Raw genomic sequence first — 20,976 nt, forward strand, 5'->3', positions numbered from 1 at the left:
CAACTGTCACGATTATGGCTCAGACGCCGAGACGGTCCCGCAGCGAGAACCAGGTCATGGCCAGAACCAGCAGCGGATTGCGAAGGGCGGGGCCGCCGGGGAAGGGCATGGCGGGCACGCGAGACATGGTGTCGAACCCCTCGGCCTGTCCCTGAATCGCCAACGCCATGAGTTGCCCGGCATGGGTCGCCGTGCCGACGCCGTGGCCGGAATAACCCGAGGCTGACAGGATGTTGGGGGCCAGGCGGGTCAGATAGGGCATGCGGCGCATGGTGATGGCCAGCGTGCCGCCCCAAGCATAGTCGATGCGGATATCGCGCAGATGCGGGAAGATTTCGACCATCGGCTTGCGCACCTTGGCGGCAATGTCGGATGGAAAGCGATATCCATAACTTTCGCCGCCACCGAACAACAACCGCCCATCGCCGCTGAGACGGAAGTAATTCACCACGAATTTGGTGTCGGCAACGGCCACATCGCGGGTCAGTACTTTCGCGGCATCCTCTCCCAGGGGCTCGGTCGCAGCGATGAAGTTGTTGATCGGCATCACGCGCGAGGCCACTTTCCGGTTCAGCGTACCCAGATAGCCGTTGCAGGCCAAAACCACATGCTCGGCCGTTATCGAGCCGTTGGCCGTGCGCACCCTGGCCGGGCGGGCCTCTTCGATTTCCAGCACTTCCGTCTGTTCAAAGATGCGAACGCCCGCCGCCTGCGCCGCGCGGGCAAGCCCCAGCGCGAAATTCAACGGGTGCAGATGCGCCGCCCCCATGTCCAGATAGCCGCCCCGGTAGGCCGGGGACGGGCAGAGACCCTGTGCTGCCTTGGCGTCCAGTGCTTCGATCTGGTCATAGCCGTAGCGAGCGCGCAGGTGTTCGGCATGGTCGTGCAGGCCGCACCGTTCGGCATCGCTGAACCCCAGAGTGGCAATGCCGGGTTTCAGATCGCAGTCGATGTCGTGACGGGCAATCAGATCCTTGACCAGCGCCTTGGCATCCTCGGCCAAATCCCACAGCCTGGCCGCGTCGTCGCCGCCCATAAGTTTTTCAAGATCTTCCTGATCCATCCGCTGCGCGCTGCCCAGTTGCCCGCCGTTGCGCCCCGAGGCGCCAAAGCCAACGCGATGCGCTTCGAGCAGCACGACATCGAACCCGGCCTCGGCCAGGTGCAGCGCGGCAGAGACGCCGGTATAGCCACCGCCCACCACGCAGACATCCGCCCGCACATCGCCGCTCAACGGCGGGCAGGGGGCCTGTGCATGCGCCGTTGCCGCGTACCAACTGGGCGGGAACTTTCCGCGCCGGTCATTGCTGTACAGCAGGTTCATCCCGCCCCCTGTCTTTTACTCGTTTCCCATCTGGAAATGCGCGACCGCGCCGCCCGGTTCAGACGTTGAGCAGAAGGTGCTCGCGCTCCCACGGCGAAATCACCTGCAGGAACTCCTCGTATTCCGCCCGCTTCACGATGCCATAGACGCGCGCGAATTCCGGGCCCAGCACCTCGTGCAGCTTTTCGGCCTCGTCGAAGAGATCCAGGGCATTGCCCATGACCTGCGGGATGTCGCCATCGCCCTCATAGGCGTCGCCATAGAATTGGCGGCGCGGGCGTTCCTGTTCGATCAGGCCCAGATACCCGCAGGCCAGCGACAGCGCGATGCCCAGATAAGGGTTGCAATCCATCCCGGCAATGCGGTTTTCGATGCGGCGGCTTTCGGGCCCCGACAGGGGCACGCGGATGCCGGTGGTGCGGTTGTCGCGGCCCCATTCCAGGTTGATGGGGGCGGCGTGATCCTTCACATAGCGCCGGTACGAGTTCACATAGGGCGCCATCACCGCCAGACCGGCCGGCATGTGGTTCTGCAGACCGGCGATGAAGTGATAGAAGGCGTCGGTTTCGCCCCCTTGCGGTCCCGAGAACAGGTTCTGCCCGGTTTCGATATCCACGATCGAATGGTGGATATGCATCGCCGATCCCGGCTCATCCTCGATCGGCTTGGCCATGAAGGTGGCAAAGCAGTCGTGACGCAGCGCGGCTTCGCGGATCAGGCGCTTGAAGTAGAACACCTCGTCGGCCAGTTTCACGGGGTTGCCGTGGCGCAGGTTGATCTCGAGCTGACCGGCGCCGCCTTCCTGGGTGATGCCGTCGATTTCGAACCCCTGTGCCTCGGCGAAGTCATAGATATCGTCGATCACGGGGCCGAATTCGTCGACCGCGGTCATCGAATAGGCCTGTCGCGCCGCCGCCGGGCGGCCGGAGCGGCCCATCATCGGCTCGATTTCCTTGGCGGGGTCGATGTTACGTGCCACCAGATAGAATTCCATCTCGGGCGCGACGATCGGTTTCCAGCCCTTGTCGAGATAAAGCTCCACCACCCGTTTCAGCACGTTGCGCGGGCTGAACGGAATCGGGTCGCCGTCGCGGTCATAGGCGTCGTGGATCACCTGCAGCGTCCAGTCGCCCGTCCAGGGCGCGGCCGTGGCGGTGGACATGTCCGGTTTGAGGATCATGTCGCGTTCGATGAACCCGTCCTCGCCCGCAGCCTCGCCCCAGTCGCCGGTGATGGTCTGGTAGAAGATGCTGTCAGGCAGGTGGAAATAGGTTTGGCGTGCGAATTTCGATGCGGGTACCGCCTTGCCGCGGGCAATGCCGGGCAGGTCCGAGATGATACATTCGACTTCGTCCAGCCGCCGCCCTTCGAGAAAATCGCGGGCGGATTGCGGTAAGTTGTCAGTCCAATCGGCCATCAGGCCCTCTCTTTCCTCAAAAAATCGGCCATGAAGCGTCCGATGGCCTTGCTGTCGTTTGGTCCGTCCTGCCGGTTCGCTGCCTCGAGCAGCAGATCGTCGGGCACCACACCCTTGCCGCGTGTGCGCATCAGGCCATGCAGGAAGTCGTTGTCATATTCGGGGTGTGGCTGAACCGTCCAGATGGTGTCGCCATAGGCCACCACCGCGTTGCGGCAAAACTGGTTGCTGCCCAGCACGGTTGCCCCTTCGGGAAGTTCCGTCACCTGATCCTGATGCCAGGCGTTCAGGGTGACGGTATCCCCGTTCAGATCATAGTCGGTGCGCCCGACGGCCCAGCCGCCCTTGAATTTTTCAACCTTGCCGCCAAGCGCCTGCGCAATGATCTGATGGCCGAAGCAGACGCCGATCAGCGGCTGCCCCTGTTGCCGGATTTCCCGGATCAGGGTCTCGAGTTTCGGAATCCATGGAAGATCCTCGTAAGCCCCGTGGCGAGAACCGGTGATCACCCAGCCATCGGCATCGCCGGCGCCTTGTGGAAAGACGCCGTCGACGACCGCGTAGGTTACAAACTCGAACCCGTTGCCGCCCAGAAGCGCGCGGAACATGGCGTCATAATCGCCCGTGCTGTCGATGAGCATGTCCGGGGCATGGCCGGTTTGAAGAATGCCGATTTTCATGATTCACCAAATTTGATCAAATTAAACCTAGCCGATCTGAGCTGACCCGACAAGGGGGGTCAGACGGCCTCCAGATAGCTGAGCCAGTGCGACTCGGCGGGGCGGTCCGCGAAGCGGAGGATTTCCTGACGCTTTGTCATCGCCATGAAGCGGATCAGATCCGCTGACAGGATACGGGCGATCATCGGGTCGGTTTCGAAAGCTGAAACCGCCGCAGACCAATCCGACGCGAGTTGGGGCAGCCCTTCTATCTTGTAGGCGTTGCCCGAGATCGGGGCGGGCGGGGTCAGGGAATCCTCGATGCCGACAAGGGCTGCGCCAAGCACAACGGATAGCATCAGGTAAGGGTTGATGTCGCCACCTGCGACCCGATGCTCGATCCTGCGCGCCACCGGTGCGCCGCCGGGGATACGGATGGCGGCAGTGCGGTTTTCGTAAGCCCAGCAAGCCCCTGTCGGTGCGTGTGCGCCGGGAACCAGTCGGTCATAGGAGTTGCCGTGGGGCGCGAAGATCAGCGAACTGCCCGGCATTGCGGCGAGGCATCCCGCGACTGCGGAAAGCAATTCCGGGGTGCCTTCGGATCCGCCGTTGTCGAAGATGTTTTTGCCCGCCGCGTCAAGAACGGAGAAATGCACATGCATTCCGTTACCTGCGTCATCGGCATAGGGTTTTGCCATGAAGGTGGCGGCAAATCCGTGCTTGCGCGCAAGGCCGCGCACCAACGCCTTGAATAGCCACGTATCATCGGCGCAGCGCATGGCGGCCTGGTGGTTCAGGTTGATCTCGAACTGGCCAATGCCGCTTTCGGAAATGGCGGTTTGCGCGGGAATGCCCATCGCTTCGCAACCGTCGTAAAGCTCGGTAAAGAAGGCGTCGAAGGCATCCATTTCGGCCATCGACAGCACGGATTCGTTGACCAGACGCCGCTTTGTGATCGGGTTGCGCGGCGGTCTTGGGCTTTCCCCCGACGCGTCCAGCAGAGTGAATTCAAGCTCGGTCGCCGCAACCACGGACCATCCCCGCCGGGCATAGCGGTCGAGAACGGCGGCAAGGGCATGGCGCGGATCGCCGGCAAACGGGGTGCCATTGTCGTGAAACAGGCACATCGGGACCAGCGCGGTGGGTGTTTCGAGCCAGGGCATCGGCACCGGGCCGCGATCAGTTGGCAACAAGGTGCCGTCCGCGTCGCCGGATTCGAAGACCAGGGGGCTGTCGTCAATGTCCGATCCCCACAGATCGACGTTGAGCGCCGAATACGGCATCCGCACTGCGCCCTTGTCGAGCTTGCCTGCGTAACCGGGCGGAACGCGCTTGCCACGCATCTGACCGTTCAGATCGCAAGCCGCGACGCGGAAAGTGTGCAGGGTGCTCAGGTCCATGGGTATCTCCATTGCTCTTGGCAAGAGATGTAGCCGAGCAAAAATGACTTGTCACGACATTTGATCAAATTATTTCCAGCTCTGAAACCGACCGGCGGGCGGTTGTTAGGAACTGGTTCAGGATCCGCAACAACTTTGGCCGTCCTGGATGGGCGGGCAGGGGACAGTGCCGTAGGAACAGAACACGCAGCAGTCGCCCGGCTTTGGCTTCAACAGGGTCTCGCAGGACGTGCACTCATAGAACCACTGGCAACTGTCTGTCGGCATGACTTCATCCTGCGCATGGCCGCAAATCGGGCAGGTGAGGGTGCTTTGAAGAACGAGATCGGTCATACGGGCCTCGGAACCAAGAAACGCCGGGCAGGCAGGCGTCGGGACGGAATCTGGTTCCCTCGGTCTGGATTGTCCAATCGCGATTGTGCGAGGGATTGCAGATCGAGTGCCTCCCAGGCGCGCCGTCCGAGTTGCGTTGAGGGGCGCTGCCCCTCAACAAGACATTCAATACACGCGCTCAATGCGTTCTGTTGCTATTGCAACTGTTTGGCGTTGCATTCCCTTGCCATTTCGATGGCCTTGTAGGTTCCAGTCAGATCGACGTTGAATCCGAACTCTTTTTCAGGGAACACCGCCATGACCTTTTCCTTGGCTACCGCATCGACAAAGCCGGGATCGTCGGTCAGGACATATCCGCCGGAATACCCCTTGGTTATGTTCCCGCGCATGCCGGTGGCTTCCCCGACATAAAGGTTGTCGCCAAGAAGGATGGCAACGCCCTCTTTCTCGCCTTTCTTGATTTTGGTTTCGGCCTTGGTGAACACACCGACATATGCGACTCCGCGGTCGTCGGTCAGGCCCATCTGGACTACGTTCTCGGCCTCGTCGACGGCTTCGATCAGGCAGGATTTCTTTTCGTTGTCGATGAAGACCTTCCATCCCTCGACTTCGCCATATCGCTCAAATGTGTCGGCCAAAGCACTCAAAGGCGCCAATGCGCCAAATGCCAGGGCAATTGTTGTTGTACGAAAACTCAATGATTTTCCTCCATGTTCCGGCGCCCGGTTGTCAGATAACGAAAGCCCTGACCTTGCCGGAGCGCCCCGAGGGCAATGATCGCCACGCCAGCCCGGGTTTTGTCAAACGGAAATCTCCATGCCGAGATATCCGAACTTGATCTATGTCATGCAGTTCTTGGAATATGAATTATATTCTGATAGCAGAATGTGAAATCCGAAAGGAAACGCCATGCCTTTGAACTGGAAAACCGGAGGGCTTTTGCTGGGACTGGTCTTTTTTGCCGCCGTCCTGCTGGTCAAGCCCATCGGTGTTTCGACGCAATTCGTGATCCTTGACGGGATTGTGGCGGATATCGTCAATCCGGAACTCGTCACCCAAACGGACGAGGGGTACACCTCGACCAACGCCTATCTGGCGAAATCGGGTGGCAAATACGCCAAATCGGTTGCCAATCCGCTCAACTATTCCTTTGTCTTCGTGATCGCCATGATGATCGGCGGGTTCCTGTCTGTGCTGGCACGCGGCGGTCTGAGCGCGTCCGAACGCACCATGCCCGCCCTCTGGCGCGCCAATTTCGGGGACAGCCCGGTCAAACGCTATGCCGCCGCGTTCCTGGGCGGTTTCGTCGTTCTGTACGGCGCGCGCCTGGCGGGGGGATGCACATCCGGCCACATGATGTCGGGGATGATGCAGACGGCGCTCAGCGGTTACATCTTTGCCGCCGGAGCCTTTGCCGCCGCCATACCCGTTTCGATCATGATGTTCAGAAAGGAGGTCTGACCATGACTTCGATTCTTCTTGCCCTGCTGATCGGCGCCGCCTTTGGAGTGGTGCTTGATCGGGTGGGGGCCGCGAACCCCTCTTATATCAATGCGATGCTGAACCTGACCAATCTCAACCTTGCCAAGGCGATCCTGCTGGCGATCGGCACCGGCTCGGTCCTGATGTTCGGCGGCCAGATGCTGGGTCTGGTCGATGTGGGGCATATGTCGGTCAAGTCGGCCTATGTCGGCGTGTTTATTGGCGGTCTTTTGCTGGGCGCGGGCTGGGCGTTTTCGGGGTATTGCCCGGGTACCGGCGTTGTCGCCGCAGTATCCGGACGCAAGGATGCGCTGTTTTTCATTGCCGGCGGGTTGCTGGGCGCCGCAGCCTATATGGTGACGTATCCAGCATGGAAAGCCTCGGGTCTGTTAAGCGACATCGCCGGCGGCAAGGTCACGTTGGGCACGGTTTCGGGATCGAAGTTCGATGGGCTGACGGGGCTGCCCGGGGATGTTCTGGGCATCGCGCTTGGCCTGGTTTTCATCCTCGTGGCCTTTATCCTGCCTGAGCGGCTGGTCGGGCAGGCGACCGAAACCCAACCCGCCGAATAAGCGCCTACAGAATACGCGTGGCGACTCGCGCTATCATTCCCGCCACGTGTGTGCGGCCCGGCGTTCCGTGTTCCCGCCGGGCCGCTTTTCATTGCCCGATTCCTCCCTATGTTGGACGCAAGGACCCTGGGAGGAGCAGATGGACCGATTCGACAACAGTCCCGAAACCGCATTGCGCTGGCACCGGAAGGGTACCGGCGCGGCATTGGCGACCGTGGTCGAGACCTGGGGCAGCGCGCCCCGCCGGGTCGGAGCGCAACTGGCCATCGGTGGTGACGGGCGTATCGAGGGATCGGTTTCGGGCGGCTGCGTCGAGGGCGCGGTGATCGTCGAGGCGTTGGAGGCCATCGACGAGGGCGAGGCCCGCCTTCTGGAGTTCGGCGTCAGCGACGAAGACGCCTTTGCCGTCGGCCTGGCCTGTGGGGGCACCATCCGCGTGCTGGTAGAGCCGGTCGGATCGGTTCTGCCCGAGGTGATGCTGGCAGAACTCGTAACCGCGCGGGCCGGGCGTCAGCCGCTGGCCTATGAAGTCAACCTGGCCACCGGCCATCGGGAGTTGAAGCGCGGCGCCTATGCCGAGCGCATGCGCATGGATCGGTCGGGCTTTGAAGAGGACGGCCAGACCTTTGTGGCCGTGCACAACCCGCCCTTGCGCCTGATCGTCGTCGGTGCTGTCCATATCGCGCAGGCGCTGGTGCCGATGGCCCGCATCGCGGGTTATGACCCGGTGATCATCGACCCGCGCGAGGCGTTTGCGTCGGCCAAACGGTTTCCGGGCGAGACGATCCTCACAGACTGGCCGGACGAGGCGGTTGCAAAGCTCGGGCTGGATGCGCGCACGGCACTGGTGCTGCTGACCCATGATCCCAAACTGGATGATCCCGCGTTGCAGGCGGCTTTGCGAGCGGACGTTTTCTATATCGGCGCGCTCGGGTCGAGCCGCACCCAAGGCAAGCGGGTGGAGCGGATGAAGGCCGCAGGTTTCAATGACGCGGATATCGCGCGCATTCACGGGCCTGTCGGTCTGGATATCGGTGCCGCGGGGCCGGCGGAAATCGCCGTTTCGGTCCTGGCCGAGATGACGGCCGTGCTGCGGGGCAAGGCGTGAAATTCGGTCCGGTCCCCGTCGCAAATGCCAAAGGCGCGATCCTCGCGCATTCGGTGAAGGCCTGTCAACGCAAGCTGCGCAAGGGCATCACGCTGGGTGCGGATCATCTGGAGGATTTGTCCCGGGCGGGTGTCGTCGAGGTGATCGTGGCGCGGATGGAACCCGGCGATTGCCACGAAAACGAGGCGGCACAAACCCTGGCCGCAGCCCTGGTGCCCGATCCCGAAAAGGCCAACGTTCGTGTGACGGAGCCGTTCACCGGTCGGGTCAACATTCTGGCCGACGGTCCCGGTGTGGTCGTGCTGGATGTTGCGGCCATCGAGAAGTTCAATCAGGTGCATCCGATGATCACCGTCGCCACTGTGCCGCAATATCAGCAGATGGACGCGGGCGGCATGGTGGCGACGATCAAGGTGATTTCCTATGCCGTGCCGCGCACCGATGTCGAACGGGCCGCATCGCTGGCACAAGGTGCGATCCGGCTGGTTCGGCCAGTGCATGCCTCCGCCGGTCTGGTAGTCACCGACATTCCCGGCGGACCGCCGAACGACAAGGGCATCGCATCGGTTCGCGCCCGGATCGAGACGCTGGGCATGGAACTGGCGGATATCCGGACCGTGCCGCACACGATGCAGGATCTTGCTGAGGCGCTTGCCGTGGTGCGTGGGGACATTGTGTTGATCCTCACCGGCTCGGCCACTTCGGACCCGCATGATGTTGCGCCGGACGCGGTGCGCGCCGCCGGGGGGCAAGTCGACCGGTTCGGCATGCCGGTCGATCCGGGCAACCTGCTGTTTTTGGGGCTGATTGGCGCGCGCCCGGTGATCGGCCTGCCGGGGTGCGCGCGATCTCCGGCGTTGAACGGAGCCGACTGGGTGTTGTCGCGCGTGGCCTGCGGAATCGAAACCACCGGTGCGGATATCGCCGCCATGGGCGTGGGTGGATTACTCAAGGAAATCCCCACGCGTCCGCAGCCGCGCGCAGGCAAAGCAAAGTGACGCAACGGCACTTTTGGCACCGTTCCAAGCTGGCTTAGATGGTGCAGGTCAGGCGCGAAGCTTGCCCGGAAAATTGACAAATATTTTTGTTCTCAAAAGAAATTTGCCGTGTTTAACTCCGAAACAAGGGAGAAAAAATCAAAAGGGAGGATCTCATGACACAGGTCACCATGACCGTGAACGGCAAGTCCGTGAGCGGTGATGTCGAAGGCCGGACGTTGTTGTCCAGCTTTCTGCGCGATCACCTGTCGCTGACCGGAACCCATGTCGGATGTGACACCGCGCAATGCGGCGCCTGCGTGGTTCACGTCAACGGCGAGGCGGTCAAATCCTGCAACATGCTGGCGCTCGAGGCCGACGGGGCCGATGTCGGCACCATCGAGGGGCAGGCCAATGCCGACGGCTCGCTCAACGTGATCCAGCAGGCATTTCAGGATCACCACGGTTTGCAATGCGGCTTTTGCACACCCGGCATGGTGATGAGCGCATCGGCGCTGCTCAAGGACAATCCCAAACCGACCGAGGCGGAAATCCGCAAATACCTCGAAGGCAACCTGTGCCGCTGCACCGGCTACCACAACATCGTCAAGGCGATCATGGCCGCGTCCGGGCACGACGTCGGTTCCATCGCCGCCGAATGATGTCGCTGCGGGCGTGACGACGACGCCCGTGGGAGAGGAGAGGGTGCGCAACTGCACCCGTTTATGGGAGGAGAACAAGCAATGCCCAAAGACAGTGGCATCGGAGCCAGTTCCAAGCGCCGCGAGGACGTGCGCTTTCTGACCGGAGCGGGCAATTACACCGACGACATCAATGTGCGGGGACAGGCCTATGTCTATTTCCTGCGCTCTGATATCGCACATGGAAAGATCAACAGCATCGACACCACGGACGCCGCGGCGATGCCGGGCGTGGTGCGCGTGTTCACCGGCGCCGATTTCGAAGGTGTGGGGGGCATACCCTGCGGCTGGCAGGTCAGCGACCGGCATGGAAACCCCATGCAGGAACCGCCGCACCCGATCCTGGCACAGGGCAAGGTCCGGCACGTGGGCGATCCCATTGCGGCGGTCGTGGCCGACAGCCTGGAACAGGCCCGCGACGCGGCCGAGGCCATCGTCTTTGACATCGAAGAACTGCCGGCGGTGATAGATATGAAGGCGGCGGCGCAGGACGGCGCCACCAAGGTTCACGACGATCTGACTTCGAACATCTGCTATGACTGGGTGATCGGCGAAACCGACGACGCCAAGGTGAACGAGGCATTTGCCAACGCCGCCCATGTCACCACGCTGGAACTGACCAACAACCGACTGGTCGCCAACCCGATGGAGCCGCGCGTTGCCGTGGCCGAGTACAGCCGGGGAACGGACGAATACACGCTCTACACCACCTCGCAGAACCCGCATGTGATCCGGCTTTTGATGTGCGCTTTTGTGCTGGGTCTGCCCGAGCACAAGGTCCGTGTCGTGGCCCCGGATGTGGGGGGCGGTTTCGGCTCAAAGATCTTCCACTATGCCGAAGAAGCGTTCTGCACTTTTGCGGCCAAGGCCTGCAACCGCCCGGTCAAATGGACCGCCAGCCGGTCCGAGGCCTTCCTGTCGGATGCGCAGGGCCGTGACCACGTCACCAAGATCGAACTGGCGCTGGATGCGGATAACAATTTCGTCGGGTTGCGCACGGATACCTATGCCAATCTCGGCGCGTATCTGTCGACGTTCTCCAGTTCGGTGCCGACCTATCTGCATGGCACGCTGATGGCGGGCAATTACACGACGCCGGTCATTCAGATCAACGTCAAGGGTATGTTCACCAATACCGTGCCGGTCGATGCTTACCGCGGCGCAGGTCGCCCCGAGGCGACGTTCCAGCTGGAACGGGTGATCGACAAGGCCGCGCGCGAATTGGGGGTCGATCCCATCGCGCTGCGCCGGCAGAACTTCATCACCCAGTTCCCCTATGACACGCCGGTGGCGCTGACTTATGACACCGGCAATTATCACGGCACGATGGACAAGCTTGAGGCCGCCGCCGACATCGCCGGTTTCGCCGCCCGCCGCGCGGAAAGCGAGGCCAATGGCAAGCTGCGCGGGCTGGGCATCAATTGCTATATCGAGGCTTGTGGCATCGCGCCGTCGAACATCGTGGGCATGCTGGGCGCGCGGGCAGGGCTTTATGACGCCGCGACAGTACGGGTGAACGCCACCGGCTCGATCAGCGTCATGGTAGGCGCCCACAGTCACGGGCAGGGGCACGAAACCTCGTTCCCGCAGATCGTGGCCGAGATGATCGGTATCGACGAGTCGATGATTGAAATCGTGCATGGCGACACCTCCAAGATCCCCTTCGGAATGGGGACCTATGGCTCGCGCTCGCTGGCGGTCTGTGGCTCTGCCATGGTGCGGGCGACCGAGAAGGTCATCAACAAGGCCAAGAAGATCGCGGCCCATTTGATGGAAGCCTCGGACGCGGATATCGAGCTCAAGGACGGCCAGTTCACGGTCGCGGGCACCGACAAGTCGGTGGCCTGGGGCGATGTCACGCTGACGGCCTATGTGCCGCACAACTATCCGCTGGAAGACCTTGAACCGGGGCTGGAGGAAACCGCGTTCTACGATCCGGCGAACTTCACCTATCCGGCGGGCGCCTATGCCTGCGAGGTCGAGGTCGATCCGGATACCGGCCAGGTTTCGATCCAGCGCTTCACCGCGGCGGACGATTTCGGCAATATCATCAACCCGATGATCGTTGACGGCCAGGTTCATGGCGGACTGGGCCAGGGGATCGGCCAGGCGCTGTTGGAAAACTGCGTCTATGACGAAAACGGTCAGCTGCTCAGCGCATCTTTCATGGACTATGCCATGCCGCGCGCCGATGACGTGCCGTTCTATGCGGTTGATCATTCCAGCCAGACGCCGTGCACCCACAACCCGCTGGGCGTAAAAGGCTGTGGCGAGGCCGGGGCCATCGGCTCGCCGCCTGCGGTGGTGAATGCGGTGATCGATGCGCTGCATTCGGCGGGCAAGCAGGTCGGTCATATCGACATGCCGGTCAGCCCGTCGCGCGTCTGGACCGCGATGCATGGTTGATCTGATCAGGGCGGACCGGGGGCCAGCCCCCGGACCCCCGAAGTATTTGGGAAAAGATGAAGCAGAAGCCCTGGGCTTTGAGACTTCAGGAGGACGAAATGTACAGTTTCGAATTTGAAAAACCCTCGACGATTGCCGAAGCGGTATCTGCGCTGGCTTCCGAGGAGGCGCAGGCGCTGGGTGGCGGGCAGACTTTGATCCCGACGCTCAAGCAGCGTTTGGCGGCCCCTGCCAGGCTGGTCAGCCTGAGCGGGATCTCCGAGATGCAGGGCGTGTGCGTCGAGGATGACGGCTCATTGGCGATCGGCGGTGCCACGACACATGCCACTGTGGCGCGGGAGGCGGCGGACAAATATCCGGCGCTGGCCGATCTGGCCGGCCATATCGGTGATCCGGCGGTGCGCAATCGCGGCACGATCGGCGGTTCGCTGGCCAACAATGACCCTGCGGCCTGTTATCCGGCGGCAGCGCTTGGATCGGGCGCGACCATCGTCACCAACGGGCGCCGGATTGCGGCGGATGATTTCTTTGAAGGCATGTTCACCACCACCCTGGCGGATGGCGAGATCATCACCTCGGTCCGGTTTCCGGTGCCGCAGACGGCAAGCTATCAGAAGTTCCTGCAACCTGCCTCGCGCTTTGCGCTTGTGGGGGTCTTTGTCGCCCGTTTCGCGGATGGCGTGAGGGTGGCCGTGACAGGAGCCAGCGAGAACGGCGTGTTTCGTTGGACCGAGGCGGAACAGGCGCTGAACAAGGAGTTCCGCGCGGACGCCCTGATGGATCTCAGGATCAATCACCTGAACATGATCGGGGACCTGCACGGCAGCAAGGAATACCGCGCGCATCTTGTCGGTGTCATGGCGCGGCGCGCGGTTCAGGCTGCGGGCTGAGCTCAACTCCGGGCATGACCTGCCACAAACGCAGGTTCACGCCCCACGGACGCGCGGAGGTTTCGGGGCTTTCCAATAGGCCCCGGTATCTTCGCGCATCGCCTCGTAGTCCGAGATGCGTTTGCGCGCCTCGCGCCCGCCTGCGGCGACGAGATGGCCGAGCAGGCATTCCAGCACCACCATCGCCCCGGCGAAGCAGCCGAAATGATGTTGCGACCGGGTGCTGACCGGAAACACGATGTCGGGATCGATCTTGGGGGCGATGATGTCGCTGTCGGAAACCAGAATGATCCGCGCTCCCCGTCCCCGTGCGAATCTCAGCGACTTGATCGTCTCGGCGGAATAGGGGGCCACCGTGACGGCCAACAGGCAGTCGTCCTCATCCGCATCCAGCAGATCGTCCACCGCCGATCCCATGTGACGCGGGACCAGTTGCAACCCCGGCAGCGCCATGCGCCCGACATAGTGAAAATAATAGGCCAGCGCGTAACTGACCCGCGTCGCCGTGACAAAGCAGCGGCGCGACCGGGTCATGAAGTCGACGGCTGTTTCCACCTTGGCCGGGTCCATCTGCCGCAGCGATCGGGACACCACGTTGATCTCGTTGCGGGCCAGACCGGCCTGAACCTTTGCGATACCGTCACCCTGCGCCAGACTGTCCAGCCAATCGATGCCAAGCCGGTCTTCGCCTTCGGTGACAAGAGCGTTGCGGAACGGCGCGCGAAAGTCTTCGAACCCGTCAAAGCCCATGCGGTCGGAAAGCCGAACCAGCGAGTTCGAGCTGACACCGACCTTGTCCGCCGTCAGCCGGATCGGATCAATCCCGAAATCGCCGGGGTGGTCAATGATGTATTTCGCTACGGCCTGCAGTTGCGGCGGCAGGGTGTCAATTTCCGTCCTGAGGCGGTCGATGATTTGCAAGTGTGATTGAGTCGGCATGACAAAACAAAAACATATGTTCTTATTTTTTCAAGTTGAAAACGTCGGCGGCTCCTTTCATGTAAACCACGATGCCTTCTTACCGGATGAACGTCTTGGAAAATGCCCGCACAACGCCTCAGGAAAAAAAGCGAGATCCTTATCTGCTGGTCGCGATGAACGGTGCGCGCCGAACTCATGCGGACCATCCGGCAGTTCCGCTGAGCCCTGATGAGATCGTGGCGAGCGCAGGTGCCTGTCACGCGGCCGGGGCGCAGGGGGTGCATCTGCATGTGCGCGATGATGAAGGCCGCCATTCGCTGGACGCCGGGCGCTATCGCGAGGTCATCGAGGAGCTTCGGCGAACGGTCCCCACCATGGACATCCAGATCACCACCGAATCCGCCGGCCTTTATGATGTTCCCGAGCAACTGCATTGCCTGACACAGGTGCAGCCCGAATGGGCCTCGATCTCGGTGCGTGAAGTTGCGCGCGCGCCGGACCTCGCAGACAGGATTTACGGGGCCTGCGCTGAACAGGACACGCGTGTTCAGCATATTGTCTATGACAAAAAGGATGCCGCACTGCTGGATCTCTGGCAGGCCAGGGGAACCGTGCGTCCGGAACAAGTGGATCGGTTGTTCGTTCTGGGCCGTTACACGGCGGGTCAGAAATCATGCCCGGACGATTTGAAGCCTTTCCTGCCAACGGGTGCGCCGTGGATGGTCTGTGCCTTTGGGCCCGATGAACACACCTGCCTGATCGAAGCGGCCCGACGCGGGGGCGATCTGAGGGTTGGATTTGAAAACAGCCTGACCGATTCTGAAAACACCCCCTGGGCCGACAACGCCGCTTCGGTTGCGGCCCTTGTTCAAGCGCTCGAAAGGAGCCGGATATGAGCCATGTATTCCCCCGCCACACCAAATCGGTTTTGCCTGTCGCCGTGGGTGGTGACGGCTGTTACCTGATCGACGCGGCGGGCAAACGCTATTTGGACTGCGGCGACGCCGCGGTATCCTGCCTTGGACATTCGAACCAGAACGTCATCCGCGCGGTTCAGGAACAGGTGGAAAAGCTGGCTTTTGCCCATACGGGCTTCATGACTTCGGACCCGGCTGAACGGCTGGCGGATTTGCTCATCGAACATGCGCCGGGAGATCTTGACCGGGTCTATTTCGTCTCGGGCGGGTCCGAGGCGACCGAGGCCGCAATCAAGCTGGCGCGACAGTATTTCCTGGAAACCGGACAGCCAGAGCGCCGCCGCGTGATCGCCCGTCGGCAAAGCTATCACGGCAACACGTTGGGGGCGCTTTCGGCAGGGGGCAACGCCTGGCGTCGGGCACAGTTCGCGCCGCTGTTGATCGAGATGAGCCACATCCCGGCCTGCTACGAATACGCTGAAAAGCCCGAGGGCGAGAGCAGTTTTGACTATGGTCAGCGGGTCGCGAGCGAGCTGGAGGCCGAAATCCTGCGCCTTGGGCCGGAAACCGTTATGGCTTTCATGGCGGAACCCGTCGTTGGCGCAACCCTTGGGGCGGTGCCCGCGGTCGAAGGGTATTTCAAACGCATCCGCGAGATCTGCGATCAGTATGGTGTGCTGCTGATTCTCGACGAGGTGATGTGCGGTATGGGGCGCACCGGGCACCTGTTCGCCTGTGACCATGAGGGCATAGCACCGGATATCCTGTGCATCGCCAAGGGGTTGGGGGCCGGGTATCAGCCGATCGGTGCAATGCTTTGCAGCAAGACGATCTATGCCGCGATCCGCGACGGGTCGGGGTTTTTCCAGCATGGGCATACCTATGTCGGTCATCCCGTGGCAACCGCCGCCGCCCTGGCGGTGGTGACCGAGTTGACCTCGAAAGACCTGCCAGCGCGGGCGGGCGTCATGGGGAAAAAACTGCAATCGGCGCTGGAAGCGGCATTTGGTCAGCACCCGCATGTCGGCGACATTCGAGGGCGGGGGCTGTTTCGCGGCATCGAACTGGTGCGCGATCGCGACAGCAAGGAGCCGTTCGATCCGTCCTTGGGGATCGCGGGCAAGGTGAAAAAGGCAGCCCTTGAAAGCGGGCTGATCTGTTATCCCATGTCCGGCACGCGTGACGGGAAAAACGGTGATCACATCCTGCTGGCGCCACCTTTCATCATTGAAGACGCGCAAATCGGTGAACTGGTTGAAAAGCTATCCATCGCTCTCGCCGAAGCAGTGTCCGGCTGAATGGCATAAGTCGCAAAAGGCTTGAAATGGAAAACCCCGCCAGACGCTTTCTGACGGGGTCGAAACAACGAATATCAGTCGGGTTATTTCTGCGGCAGCGGGCCGATCATCATGATCATCTGACGGCCTTCCATCTTCGGCATGTTCTCAATCTTGCCGATTTCCTTGATGTCCTCGGCCACCCGTTCCAGCAGCTCACGACCCAGATTCTGGTGGGCCATTTCACGGCCGCGGAAGCGAAGGGTGATCTTGACCTTGTCGCCGTTTTCCAGAAACTTCACGACGTTCCGCATCTTCACATCGTAATCATGCGTATCGGTGTTGGGACGGAACTTGATCTCCTTCACCTCGATGATTTTCTGTTTCTTGCGGGCTTCGCTCTCGCGTTTCTGCTGTTCGTACTTGTATTTGCCAAAGTCCATGATCTTGCAGACCGGCGGCGTGGCGTTCGGCGAGATCTCGACCAGGTCGAGACCGGCTTCTTCGGCCATTTGCAGGGCTTTTGCGGGATGAACCACCCCGACATTTTCGCCGTCAGCGCCGATCAGGCGGATTTCGGGGGCACGGATCTTTTCGTTCACGCGCGGGCCGGTTTCGCGTTGCGGCGGCGCGTTGTGAGGTCTGCGGGCTATGGGTTCATTCCTTTGCTGATTGCAGAATAACGAGGCCGGAATTTAGACCGGCGCGTCAGCCGTTTCAAGCGGCTTCGCGCCGGCAAAGGCGGAAATATCGTCTATATGTCACAATGATACTGTGAAGAGTCCCGACAAATCGGGGGTTCTCGCCGTCTTACCCGACAAAGGCCTTTTCGATCACGAACTCTTTGGGTTCGGAATTCGCGCCCTCGCGCAGGCCGAACTCTTCGAGGATCGCCTTGATGTCGTGGTTGAACGCCAGCGAGCCACAGACCATCGCACGATCCGTTTCGGGCTTGATGCCGCCGTCGATGCCCAGATCGGCAAACACCGTGCCATCTTTCAACAGGTTGGTGATGCGGCCCATCTTGGGGCTCTCTTCGCGCGTGGTGGTGGGGTAATAGCGGATCTTGTTCCCAAAGCCTTCGCCGATCAGTTCGGCCAGCATTTCGTCCTGCTTGATGCTTTCGATCAACTGGCGGCCATATTCCAGTTCGGCCACGTCGCGGCAGGTGTGGGTGATGATCACCTCGTCGTAATCCTCGTAGGTCTGCGGCTCGCGCAGCAGCGAGGCGAACGGGGCAAAACCGGTGCCGGTGGCAAAGAACCAGATTCGCTTGCCGGGCAGCAGCGCGTCATGCACCAGCGTGCCCACGGGCTTGGGCCGCAGGATGATCTGGTCGCCGGGCTTGATATGCTGCAGCTTCGAGGTCAGCGGGCCATCCTGGACCTTGATCGAGTAAAACTCCAGTTCTTCGTCCCATGACGGCGAGGCAATCGAATAGGCGCGCAGCAGCGGTTTGCCGTTGTCACCCAGCAGGCCGATCATCACGAACTCACCCGAGCGGAACCGCAGCGATTGAGGGCGCGACACCTTGAACGAGAACAGGCGGTCGGTCCAGTGTTTCACATCCAGAACGGTCTGGGCGTCGGGCAGGACGGGGGCTTTGACTGCGGTGGCTTCGGTCACGGATTTCATCTCTGTCATCGTTTCACTACCGGCCTGCTAGACCGGCGCCTCTCCATATTCTTTGATATACGTCATGAAAAGGGGAAAGTCTCCCCTTTTGTTAGTGTACAAATGATTGTGATGATCAGCCGCGCAGGCGGGACTGATAGTTGTGAGACTGCCAGTCGGCACGGGCCAGCCACTGATCCTCGGGCTGGCGGTTGGCAAGATTATGGTCGATCTCGACTTCATCAAATCCGCTGCGCCGTGCCATCGCATACTGGTCTGCCAGTACATGCCCCTTGGCGCGCAACCGGCCCGTATAGCCTTTCAGGCGCAGGGTGCGGGCAATGGTAAAGCCGCGGCCGTCGGCGAAGGAGGGGAAATCCACCCGCACCATCCGGGTGTTGCCCAAACGGTCGTACAGCTCGTCCGGGTCGGTATCCGAACTTACATCGAGTGCCACTACATCGTTTGCGGCATCGTCGAGGGTGACAAAGCCGTCGGTCCAGTCATCTGGGGCAAAGCCCTCATCGGTCACGATTACATTCATTTCGTCTCTCCAACGCGGACCATCTTGCCATCTACAAAATGGATGCCGCATTCTTCCTTGTTCTGATCGCGCCAGCGTCCGGCGCGGGGGTCTTCGCCTTGCTTGACGGCTGATGTACAGGGCGCACAACCGATCGACGGATAGCCCTTGGCCACCAGCGGGTGCCGGGGCAGGTTGTTTTCTTCCATATAGGCGCGCACATCCTCTGGCGCCCAATGGGCCAGCGGGTTGACCTTGATCCGTCCGGTACCGTCCTCGACCTCGAAGAAATCGAGCGTCGCGCGCGTGCCCGACTGGAACCGTTTGCGCCCGGTGATCCAGCCGTCATAGCCCGCAAGCGCCCGTTGCAGAGGAATGGTCTTGCGCAGTGTGCAGCAGGCATCGGTATCCCGCAGACGCAGAGCGCCGTAAGGGTCGGAACGATCCAGATCCTCTTGATCCGCGCGTATGATCCGCACATTGCGCAGGCCCAGCCTTTCGCTGACCTCCTGCTGATAGATCAGCGTTTCGGTGAACAGCATCAGCGTATCGACAAACAGCACCGGCGTGGCCTTGTCGATCACCGCCGCCATGTGCAGCAGCACAACCGATTCCGCGCCAAAGCTGGATACCAGGACGATCTCGCCAGCCTCATCCAGTGCGCCATGCATGACGTCATGGGCGCTGTGGTGACGGAACCGGGCATTGAGCGCATCGACCTTTTCGGTCAGCGCGCTGCGATCCTTGCCCAGTTCGGTCTGGATCTCGTCAAGCGGCATTGGCCCGAGCCTCGGGGTAGAGGGCAGCCTTGAACGGTGCCATGCCCAGACGGCGGTAAGCCTGCAGGAAGCTTTCGTCGGCCCCGTCGCGCAGGTCGAGATAGGCGTAAACCAGACGTTCCACGGCCGGAACGATCTCGTCATAGGCAAAGCCCGGTCCGACCCGCTCGCCAATCGCGGCGGTTTCGGTTGCGTCGCCGCCCAGCGTGATCTGGTAGTTTTCCACGCCCGCGCGGTCGAGGCCCAGAATTCCGATATGACCGACATGGTGGTGACCACAGGCGTTGATGCAGCCCGAGATCTTGATCTTCAGTTCGCCGATGTCGTTTTCCAGCTTCAGTTCTTCGAACCGGGTTGCAATCTGTTGTGCGACCGGGATCGACCGCGCCGTCGCCAGCGCGCAATAATCCATACCGGGGCAGGCGATAATGTCACTGATCAGGCCGATATTGGCGGTGGCCAGTTCGTATTCCTTCAGCTTCGCATGGATCGTGGGCAGGTCCGACTTGTGAACATGCGGCAGGATCACGTTCTGCTCATGGCTGATGCGCAGCTCGTCATAGGCGAACTTTTCGGCCAGATCGGCCATCACGCGCATCTGCTCGGCAGTTGCGTCACCCGGCGTTGCCCCATGCTTCTTGATCGAGATCGTGACAATCGCGTGGTCCGCGTTTTTGTGCGGCGCGATGTTGGTATCGACCCACGAGCGGAAAACCGGGTCGTTGGTATAGGCCGCCTCGAACGACGCGACCGAAGCTTGGCGGAAGGACGGCGGCGCAAAGTGGCCCTTGATCTCTTCCAGCAGGTTCATATCCGCGCCTTTGAACTGCGGGCGCACCTTCAGGAATCGTTCGTTGACCTTGGCGCGAATGGTGTCGATACCGTTCTCGTGCACGGTGATCTTGATGCGCGCCTTGTACTTGTTGTCGCGGCGGCCGATCTGGTTCCACACGGAAACGGTGGCTTCGAGATAGGCGAGCAGATCGTCAAAGGCGACGAACTCGGACAATTCCTTGCCGATCATGGGTGTCCGACCCAGACCACCGCCGACGATGACACGGGCGCCCAGTACCCCGTCACGTTCGACCAGTTGCAGGCCGATGTCATGCGCCTTGATCACGGCGCGGTCGTTTTCGGACCCGGTGATGGCAATCTTGAACTTGCGCGGCATGAACTGGAATTCCGGGTGGTCGGTCGACCACTGACGCAGAAGCTCCGCATACGGGCGTGGATCAGCGACCTCATCTGCGGCGGCACCCGCAAAGTGGTCGGCGGTCACGTTTCGGATGGTGTTGCCGCTGGTCTGAATGGCGTGCATGCCAACTTCGGTCAGCGCATCCAGCATGTCCGGCACGTCCTTCAGCTTGGGCCAGTTATACTGGATGTTCTGCCGCGTGGTGAAATGGCCATAGCCCTTGTCCCACTTCTCGGCCAGCAGGGCCAGTTGCCGCATTTGCGCGCTGTTGAGCGTGCCATAGGGTACCGCGACACGCAGCATATAGGCGTGCAACTGCAGATAGAGGCCATTCATCAGGCGCAGCGGCTTGAACTCATCCTCGGTCAACGACCCGTCAATGCGGCGCTCAACCTGGGCGCGGAACTGGGCGTTGCGTTCGGCGAGGAAGGCGTGATCAAACTCGGAGTAGCGATACATGGTTTGCTGTCCTTGTTGCAGC

At 61.4% G+C, this 20,976-nt stretch carries 21 protein-coding genes; 9 read left to right on the forward strand and 12 right to left on the reverse strand.

From position 1 onward, the window contains the following. Window positions 1-19: 19 nt before the first annotated feature. The 6 genes from ACR0LZ_RS09910 to ACR0LZ_RS09935 all read right to left on the reverse strand — a co-directional run bounded on the left by ACR0LZ_RS09910 (window position 20) and on the right by ACR0LZ_RS09935 (window position 5,831). Entirely contained in the window at window positions 20-1,324 is a 1,305-nt protein-coding gene (locus ACR0LZ_RS09910; RefSeq protein WP_480749641.1) for an NAD(P)/FAD-dependent oxidoreductase, read from the reverse strand. A gap of 58 nt (window positions 1,325-1,382) precedes the next feature. Continuing rightward, the gene (locus tag ACR0LZ_RS09915; RefSeq protein ID WP_480749642.1) at window positions 1,383-2,741 is read right to left on the reverse strand and encodes a glutamine synthetase family protein; all 1,359 of its coding nucleotides are present in this window, start codon (window positions 2,739-2,741) and stop codon (window positions 1,383-1,385) included. After that, window positions 2,741-3,421 (reverse strand): type 1 glutamine amidotransferase, encoded by a 681-nt coding sequence (locus ACR0LZ_RS09920; protein WP_480749643.1) that lies wholly within the window; start codon window positions 3,419-3,421, stop codon window positions 2,741-2,743. The genes ACR0LZ_RS09915 and ACR0LZ_RS09920 overlap by 1 nt, the downstream gene beginning before the upstream one ends. A gap of 59 nt (window positions 3,422-3,480) precedes the next feature. Further along, window positions 3,481-4,800, reverse strand: a complete 1,320-nt coding sequence (locus ACR0LZ_RS09925) for a glutamine synthetase family protein (RefSeq protein ID WP_480749644.1) — start codon at window positions 4,798-4,800, stop codon at window positions 3,481-3,483. Window positions 4,801-4,917: 117 nt separating this feature from the next. Further along, a complete protein-coding gene (locus ACR0LZ_RS09930) occupies window positions 4,918-5,133 on the reverse strand; it encodes a GDCCVxC domain-containing (seleno)protein (RefSeq protein ID WP_480749645.1) in 216 nt (71 codons plus the stop codon). A gap of 194 nt (window positions 5,134-5,327) precedes the next feature. Then, window positions 5,328-5,831, reverse strand: a complete 504-nt coding sequence (locus tag ACR0LZ_RS09935) for a hypothetical protein (RefSeq protein WP_480749646.1) — start codon at window positions 5,829-5,831, stop codon at window positions 5,328-5,330. A gap of 211 nt (window positions 5,832-6,042) precedes the next feature. Here ACR0LZ_RS09935 and ACR0LZ_RS09940 point away from each other — a divergent pair, with 211 nt between their 5' ends. The 7 genes from ACR0LZ_RS09940 (at window position 6,043) to ACR0LZ_RS09970 (ending at window position 13,269) form a co-directional block, all read left to right on the forward strand. Further along, window positions 6,043-6,594: a YeeE/YedE thiosulfate transporter family protein gene (locus ACR0LZ_RS09940; protein ID WP_480749647.1), complete on the forward strand. Its 552-nt coding sequence runs from the start codon at window positions 6,043-6,045 to the stop codon at window positions 6,592-6,594. A gap of 2 nt (window positions 6,595-6,596) precedes the next feature. After that, the gene (locus ACR0LZ_RS09945) at window positions 6,597-7,187 is read left to right on the forward strand and encodes a YeeE/YedE thiosulfate transporter family protein (RefSeq protein WP_480749648.1); all 591 of its coding nucleotides are present in this window, start codon (window positions 6,597-6,599) and stop codon (window positions 7,185-7,187) included. 139 nt (window positions 7,188-7,326) lie between these two features. Next, window positions 7,327-8,295: an XdhC family protein gene (locus ACR0LZ_RS09950; protein WP_480749649.1), complete on the forward strand. Its 969-nt coding sequence runs from the start codon at window positions 7,327-7,329 to the stop codon at window positions 8,293-8,295. Further along, the gene (locus tag ACR0LZ_RS09955; RefSeq protein WP_480749650.1) at window positions 8,292-9,293 is read left to right on the forward strand and encodes a molybdopterin-binding protein; all 1,002 of its coding nucleotides are present in this window, start codon (window positions 8,292-8,294) and stop codon (window positions 9,291-9,293) included. Before ACR0LZ_RS09950 ends, ACR0LZ_RS09955 begins: the two co-directional genes overlap by 4 nt. A gap of 155 nt (window positions 9,294-9,448) precedes the next feature. Continuing rightward, window positions 9,449-9,934 (forward strand): (2Fe-2S)-binding protein, encoded by a 486-nt coding sequence (locus tag ACR0LZ_RS09960; RefSeq protein WP_480749651.1) that lies wholly within the window; start codon window positions 9,449-9,451, stop codon window positions 9,932-9,934. Window positions 9,935-10,015: 81 nt separating this feature from the next. After that, the gene (locus ACR0LZ_RS09965) at window positions 10,016-12,379 is read left to right on the forward strand and encodes a xanthine dehydrogenase family protein molybdopterin-binding subunit (protein WP_480749652.1); all 2,364 of its coding nucleotides are present in this window, start codon (window positions 10,016-10,018) and stop codon (window positions 12,377-12,379) included. Window positions 12,380-12,477: 98 nt separating this feature from the next. Then, window positions 12,478-13,269, forward strand: a complete 792-nt coding sequence (locus tag ACR0LZ_RS09970) for an FAD binding domain-containing protein (RefSeq protein ID WP_480749653.1) — start codon at window positions 12,478-12,480, stop codon at window positions 13,267-13,269. Window positions 13,270-13,305: 36 nt separating this feature from the next. Here ACR0LZ_RS09970 and ACR0LZ_RS09975 read toward each other — a convergent pair whose 3' ends face one another. Next, window positions 13,306-14,208: a MurR/RpiR family transcriptional regulator gene (locus ACR0LZ_RS09975; protein WP_480749654.1), complete on the reverse strand. Its 903-nt coding sequence runs from the start codon at window positions 14,206-14,208 to the stop codon at window positions 13,306-13,308. 95 nt (window positions 14,209-14,303) lie between these two features. Between ACR0LZ_RS09975 and ACR0LZ_RS09980 the strand changes: the two genes are divergently transcribed. Together ACR0LZ_RS09980 and ACR0LZ_RS09985 are read left to right on the forward strand one after the other, a co-directional pair. Further along, the gene (locus tag ACR0LZ_RS09980; protein WP_480749655.1) at window positions 14,304-15,086 is read left to right on the forward strand and encodes a beta-keto acid cleavage family enzyme; all 783 of its coding nucleotides are present in this window, start codon (window positions 14,304-14,306) and stop codon (window positions 15,084-15,086) included. Then, a complete protein-coding gene (locus tag ACR0LZ_RS09985; RefSeq protein ID WP_480749656.1) occupies window positions 15,083-16,405 on the forward strand; it encodes an aspartate aminotransferase family protein in 1,323 nt (440 codons plus the stop codon). The genes ACR0LZ_RS09980 and ACR0LZ_RS09985 overlap by 4 nt, the downstream gene beginning before the upstream one ends. An 83-nt stretch (window positions 16,406-16,488) precedes the next feature. On the opposite strand, the gene infC is transcribed toward ACR0LZ_RS09985, so the two are convergent. The 5 genes from infC to ACR0LZ_RS10010 form a co-directional block, all read right to left on the reverse strand. Continuing rightward, window positions 16,489-16,986, reverse strand: a complete 498-nt coding sequence (gene infC, locus ACR0LZ_RS09990) for a translation initiation factor IF-3 (RefSeq protein WP_480749657.1) — start codon at window positions 16,984-16,986, stop codon at window positions 16,489-16,491. Between the two features lie 208 nt (window positions 16,987-17,194). Further along, a complete protein-coding gene (locus tag ACR0LZ_RS09995) occupies window positions 17,195-18,028 on the reverse strand; it encodes a ferredoxin--NADP reductase (RefSeq protein WP_480749658.1) in 834 nt (277 codons plus the stop codon). Between the two features lie 106 nt (window positions 18,029-18,134). Then, window positions 18,135-18,542 (reverse strand): DUF934 domain-containing protein, encoded by a 408-nt coding sequence (locus ACR0LZ_RS10000; RefSeq protein WP_480749659.1) that lies wholly within the window; start codon window positions 18,540-18,542, stop codon window positions 18,135-18,137. Then, window positions 18,539-19,300, reverse strand: coding sequence for a phosphoadenylyl-sulfate reductase (locus tag ACR0LZ_RS10005; RefSeq protein ID WP_480749660.1), 762 nt, complete (start codon window positions 19,298-19,300; stop codon window positions 18,539-18,541). Before ACR0LZ_RS10005 ends, ACR0LZ_RS10000 begins: the two co-directional genes overlap by 4 nt. After that, entirely contained in the window at window positions 19,290-20,954 is a 1,665-nt protein-coding gene (locus ACR0LZ_RS10010) for a nitrite/sulfite reductase (protein ID WP_480749661.1), read from the reverse strand. Before ACR0LZ_RS10010 ends, ACR0LZ_RS10005 begins: the two co-directional genes overlap by 11 nt. Window positions 20,955-20,976 lie beyond the last annotated feature (22 nt).

The sequence above is a fragment of the Ruegeria sp. CI1 genome (assembly GCF_056536925.1).

What these genes read in the sequence shown, in the direction of transcription:
- ACR0LZ_RS09910 (WP_480749641.1), bottom strand. Translation starts at nt 1,324, where the DNA reads ATGAACCTGCTGTACAGCAATGACCGGCGCGGAAAGTTCCCGCCCAGT.
- ACR0LZ_RS09915 (WP_480749642.1), bottom strand. Translation starts at nt 2,741, where the DNA reads ATGGCCGATTGGACTGACAACTTACCGCAATCCGCCCGCGATTTTCTC.
- ACR0LZ_RS09920 (WP_480749643.1), bottom strand. Translation starts at nt 3,421, where the DNA reads ATGAAAATCGGCATTCTTCAAACCGGCCATGCCCCGGACATGCTCATC.
- ACR0LZ_RS09925 (WP_480749644.1), bottom strand. Translation starts at nt 4,800, where the DNA reads ATGGACCTGAGCACCCTGCACACTTTCCGCGTCGCGGCTTGCGATCTG.
- ACR0LZ_RS09930 (WP_480749645.1), bottom strand. Translation starts at nt 5,133, where the DNA reads ATGACCGATCTCGTTCTTCAAAGCACCCTCACCTGCCCGATTTGCGGC.
- ACR0LZ_RS09940 (WP_480749647.1), top strand. Translation starts at nt 6,043, where the DNA reads ATGCCTTTGAACTGGAAAACCGGAGGGCTTTTGCTGGGACTGGTCTTT.
- ACR0LZ_RS09945 (WP_480749648.1), top strand. Translation starts at nt 6,597, where the DNA reads ATGACTTCGATTCTTCTTGCCCTGCTGATCGGCGCCGCCTTTGGAGTG.
- ACR0LZ_RS09950 (WP_480749649.1), top strand. Translation starts at nt 7,327, where the DNA reads ATGGACCGATTCGACAACAGTCCCGAAACCGCATTGCGCTGGCACCGG.
- ACR0LZ_RS09960 (WP_480749651.1), top strand. Translation starts at nt 9,449, where the DNA reads ATGACACAGGTCACCATGACCGTGAACGGCAAGTCCGTGAGCGGTGAT.
- ACR0LZ_RS09965 (WP_480749652.1), top strand. Translation starts at nt 10,016, where the DNA reads ATGCCCAAAGACAGTGGCATCGGAGCCAGTTCCAAGCGCCGCGAGGAC.
- ACR0LZ_RS09970 (WP_480749653.1), top strand. Translation starts at nt 12,478, where the DNA reads ATGTACAGTTTCGAATTTGAAAAACCCTCGACGATTGCCGAAGCGGTA.
- ACR0LZ_RS09975 (WP_480749654.1), bottom strand. Translation starts at nt 14,208, where the DNA reads ATGCCGACTCAATCACACTTGCAAATCATCGACCGCCTCAGGACGGAA.
- ACR0LZ_RS09985 (WP_480749656.1), top strand. Translation starts at nt 15,083, where the DNA reads ATGAGCCATGTATTCCCCCGCCACACCAAATCGGTTTTGCCTGTCGCC.
- ACR0LZ_RS09995 (WP_480749658.1), bottom strand. Translation starts at nt 18,028, where the DNA reads ATGACAGAGATGAAATCCGTGACCGAAGCCACCGCAGTCAAAGCCCCC.
- ACR0LZ_RS10000 (WP_480749659.1), bottom strand. Translation starts at nt 18,542, where the DNA reads ATGAATGTAATCGTGACCGATGAGGGCTTTGCCCCAGATGACTGGACC.
- ACR0LZ_RS10005 (WP_480749660.1), bottom strand. Translation starts at nt 19,300, where the DNA reads ATGCCGCTTGACGAGATCCAGACCGAACTGGGCAAGGATCGCAGCGCG.
- ACR0LZ_RS10010 (WP_480749661.1), bottom strand. Translation starts at nt 20,954, where the DNA reads ATGTATCGCTACTCCGAGTTTGATCACGCCTTCCTCGCCGAACGCAAC.